This window comes from bacterium (assembly GCA_037131655.1).
Lineage (GTDB): Bacteria > Armatimonadota > Fimbriimonadia > Fimbriimonadales > JBAXQP01 > JBAXQP01.
The window spans coordinates 1-4850 of the sequence record JBAXQP010000206.1; the positions used below are offsets into that span (position 1 = coordinate 1).

Sequence of the window (4850 nt, forward strand, 5' to 3'; positions counted from 1 at the left end):
CTTTCCCCTTTAGCCCCAAGCCAAAGACATCGAATGGTAGCGCTTTGTTGATTTGGCGCTCCGGACGATGCCGTTCCGTAGTAGACCATTCGATCCGAACCATATGCCGATCCGCGTTGAGGAATATAACCGACTGTCGCAGGAATCGTCGGAGGACTGATAGTCATCGGAGCGCTTAATTGATTCTGCGGAAACCGCCAGTACCCATCGGCACCGGGGGTGTTGCAAAGAGGGTTAGTTGTGTCTTTTTTCGCTTCTAGAGCAGCTCCTCCAACACCGATAAAAGGCACAGCGAGAGCGATATAAACACCCTTTGGAGCCGTTACGACGATAAGCCCTTCCGAATAGGTCGGAGCGGGAATAGACTTAGTGATAAAAGCCCCTGCCAAAACAGGTGGGCAATCAACCGAGGGCGAACCACCCGAAGTAGGAATTGAAATCCCAACCGGACCCAAAACCCCTTTTACTGTCGGATAAGGAAGGAATCCCATAAGATTGCCTGTTGCTGTCGTGAGAAGCACCATCGGACAAGAAGCGCCATTCGGCACCATTGCGTCAACAACGGTTGGAGCAGAACATGCATCCGGTAATTGAACAGACCAAACAAGATCGGCTGTCTCATTATAAGCATCGTTGATAGGTCCACCGGAAGGAGTGCCTTTTCTAGCACCATCATCAAGATTGCCATCGCCATCCAAGTCTCGATTTGGGATTGCATCGAAGCATGCCAAGACTTTACGGTTATTGTCGACCACAAATATCATTCCGTTGTAGATAGCAACCCGTTGAGAAGCTCCAACTGAAACCGTTGTCCACTTCTCTCCAAGAGGCGCGCCTAGCGATTCAAAGTTTCCGTTTGTGTGGCGAGGGTTCTTCATGGTGGTCTGATGCGCATTACCCCATCGCACCATGTTAAAGGACAGCTTCAGTTCCTTTAGACCGGCAGCGAGAAAACCTTTACCGCACTCAAGTCCGCTGTTTGGGCCGTTCACCCCCAAAGTTGGTCCCACAGGACCATTAATAGCGCCAGTCACGTTCGTTGAAGTGATAGCAATATGCCCTGCTCCATAGGTTGAAGCAACAACGATGCCATCGTTGTTTTGACTAACCACGATGGGCGCCCACATACCCGTATCCTTCAGCATCGCAGCCGGTACAGTCGGGGAACCTCCAAACGTGCCAAGGCTCAGCGCCTCACCAGGCATTAGTTCATAGGGGCTCCACATTAACGGGTGGGTAGAGTTAACTAATTGTGGAACACCGCTACTTCCGGTGAATCGAAGCGGGAAGAACATCATATAATCTGAGGGAAAGTCCATTCCAGACGTCCAGTCGATCCAGAGCAGACCGCCGCCATCCACAAATCGCCGTAATTTTTCTCTTTCGTCCGCGTTCAGAACAATATTGCCTTTCACGTGCATCAGGAGAATATCGTAGAGGGCGAGCTTTTCGATCGAAGCGGAGCGGAGATCGACTTCCCAATAGGGAGCCATATCTTTTCGGATGCGCCCCCCTAATGTCAACCCCGGAGCGGCAGCGCCCCATCGATCAACTTCTAATTGCCCAGCAACTGCTGAAGCTAGCGGATTAACAAAACTCCACCCAGCGGGCTTAATATCTCTTCGTTGATCCATCACATAAAAAACAAATGGATCGGGGGATGGAAGCGTTGCACCGGCACCTGATCGAAGCACTAAAACGCCGCAGTTAATGTTGGTTGTCGTTCGGCTATAGACATTAGTCTCTGCGAAAGCAGGTATGAGCATTAGCATTGCCAACCCTATCAATACCACTTTCAACCAACCGTATGAGTATGCTTTTGATTTACGGACACTCATAATTGAGCCTCCCCACTGTAAATCAGGTTCGGACAAACAGGAAGTCGAGGTATTGATGGCAGCAAGCGCCCAAAAGCATCTTGGCGGATCATGCCCGCGTCTTTATCTCTTCCCGTTGCTAAAACCGGATCGTAATTAATAATAATGTTTGGAATATAGTATGGGTTCAAATTTTTCACTAGTGGATCGAGCGAATCAATGAATGAGGCTGGTATTGTCACATTGCTCAAGCCAAACTTTCTCGGGATCCATCCCCAACGTTTCAACCACTCAGCCTGTTCACTCATCGAAGGCGGGAAATTCTCAGTAATCGCGCCATTAATGAGAACCTGTATCGGCAAAGATTCTCCAAAATACGGATAATCCGGCCCGACGATGTTGTTGCCGTCGAAATTCACTGCCACACTAAAGTTCTGCCGTCTCCATAAAATGGACTGGGCTAAATCAAGACCTTTTTGAAGTAATGCGTCTTTGCGATCCTCAGGGTTCTCGTTGAACCAAGAGCCTGGGATTACGAAAAATGATCCCGTCTGCGCGTAGATCAGAGCATCGATACGAATCTTGATGGGAGCCACCGCAAACTTCGAGAAGAAGTAAGGCTGCTTACCGGCTGGCGAATTGATAGCCGGGTCGAGACGGAACAGCATTAGATTGTCAATTCCAGGATCAGTATTAAGAAGATAGGCGCTCTGCGGCGGCGCTGGAGTTAGCTGAAACACTGTCTTTTGAAAAGCAGGCCACTGATCATAGGAACTGTCCAAAGCAAAGGTCGGCACGAAAAACTGGTTGTAATAGTAACTCAAGCTTGGGCTAAGCGGGAACAGATAGGGCGTCACTTGAGCAGGGTCGCTATTAATCAGCATATTGATATAAGTGCCCTGACCACTGCCGGCATGACTCATGAACATGAAAATATCCGAAGTAGGTGTCTCGCCGAAGCTCCATCGGAATGGAACGCTTGACATGATATCTGAAGTGATACGCGCATGCATTACTTCATTGGGATCACTCGGGTTTTCTCTAATCCAACGCGGAGTGTTTTCAATGCCAGGTTTGAAGAACTGTGTCGTATTCAACACCACATAGTCATGCGCCATTAATGCGCAGGTTGAATGTGAGACTGCAGTTGGGCTACGTTTACCTTTGACCAGGTTGCCTTCGATATAAATTGTGCTGTTACTGACAACCGTGAACTGCCGATCGGCAGGGATAACACCGCGAACTCGAACGTTGCCTTCAAAATAGAGAACACCATTAAAAGGCATGTTCCCGACCGGTTCGTTCTGGAGGCTATCCGTCAGGTTGTTGTAGATAGCTTTAAAAGTTGGGTCTGCGGGATCGTCCGAACGAAACCAAAACGTCATCGTTCGGTTAGAACTTCTACTGCCATCCAGATTTCGCCAAACATCGTTAGGCGTTGATAAGTTGCGTGTGATAGTAAATCCCGCTCGCTTTTCCGGATCCGGGTTTTTCGGATCGTAGAAAAATTGAAGAGAAGCTCCCGGCGGTTCGTAGAAGGGACCATTCCAATAACCGCTTGATTGCCCCGTCGATATGTTAGTACCGCGGCCATCACCCTCAGTTCGCAGCCAGTCAGCTCGCAAGCTATATCCACCAAAAAGTGTGCTGCTATCTGTCTGAATATCGCGCATATTATCGACATAAACGCCACGGCCATAACCCAAACGACCCATATTTACATCGTTGTAAAAGAATCCCGAATCACGTGTCATCGAGCGATAACGCTGTTGACCGGTCGCTGGATCGGAACGGTCGATTGTCGGTGGTTCGAGGCGAATCACGTTTCGCGAATAACCTGCGATATCATCTCCGGTGTCCCCATCGCGCGATAAACCGTTGTAGGAATTAAAGGCAGCCGATGAGGGCGTAATTGGATTGAGAATTCCAGTCTCATCCGAAATATGCGGGGTTCCTCCACCAATTAAGAAACGACCGGAAGCTAACAGGCGATCCCCATTAGCTTTATTCATGCGTAGCAGCATATCTCCATGGAACTTAACGTCTGAATTAAAACGCATCGACGCGCCAAAATTACCGCGGCCATCGTCATAAGCGCCATAAACTTGTGTAATACCTACTTGACCGGTGGTTATATTCCCACCAGGGACACCATCGGTATATTGGATCCCAAATTCAGCAGCAGCAGGCGCTCCAATATCGGCCGGAACGCTTTTTTTGCTTACATTTGTAACCCAGCGAACGTAATCCGTTATACCGATTTGGGCATAGGCAATAAGTAATCGGTAAGGTTGCTTCGCAGCAGCGATCATCGTTGGATCTTTTCGGTTAATCTGGCCAAGAAAACCAATCGATTCAATCTTGATGCACCGTGAAAGTAGTTTCTCATCCTCTGAAAGGCCGGGATTGCCAAGTGGATTGTAGCTGATACGAATAAGTGCGCGTCCATTATTGAAGCTGATTCGGGTAAATCCCCCTTGCCCAGTGGCCGGATCGTAAGCTTTCAAGTAGGGATAGTCCGGATCATTAACATCAAGTATGTTTGCTGGAATTGGCCGCCAATCTGCCCCTTCTTCACTATTGAGAAGCTCAGCCAGGGAAAAATTGATCCCGGCTTCTGCGTAGTATTGCACGTCAATCATTTCCCCATAACGCTGGGTAACAAAGAAGTTGCGCCCAATCAGCCCTATAAAAACAAGCCCTAAAGCGAGCAACACGAAAGTAACGACCAGAGCAATAATTAAAGTCTGACCGCTCTGACGACGCGAGTTCTTCTTAATAGCAATTGAGATGTCAGAAGGCATCAACGATACCGCCTTTCATAGCGTAATGGACATTCCATCGTGTCCACTCATCAAACTTATCCACCAAGGAAATTCCGCACTTTTACTTTGCTTGTAAACATCACCTGTTGAGCCTCAGCTCCGGTGCTGTCATACCTGCGCACACCAACCATAACCATAATAAGCTGCTTTGTCGAATAATCGGCGACAACGGAATCGTTCGGCCGATTGACTTGGAACAAATAGCTAA

General features: G+C 48.5%; 2 protein-coding genes. Both read right to left on the minus strand.

The window, feature by feature from the left end; translation table 11 throughout:
• On the minus strand, positions 1–1838 hold a 1838-nt coding region (locus tag WCO51_09655; GenBank protein ID MEI6513522.1), incomplete at its 3' end, for a DUF4159 domain-containing protein.
• Positions 1835–4621, minus strand: a complete 2787-nt coding sequence (locus WCO51_09660; protein MEI6513523.1) for a hypothetical protein — start codon at positions 4619–4621, stop codon at positions 1835–1837. The genes WCO51_09655 and WCO51_09660, both read right to left, overlap by 4 nt.
• Positions 4622–4850: the final 229 nt, after the last annotated feature.

Excerpts from the sequence above, each read along its gene's own strand:
- WCO51_09660 (MEI6513523.1), bottom strand. The coding sequence starts at position 4,621 with ATGCCTTCTGACATCTCAATTGCTATTAAGAAGAACTCGCGTCGTCAG.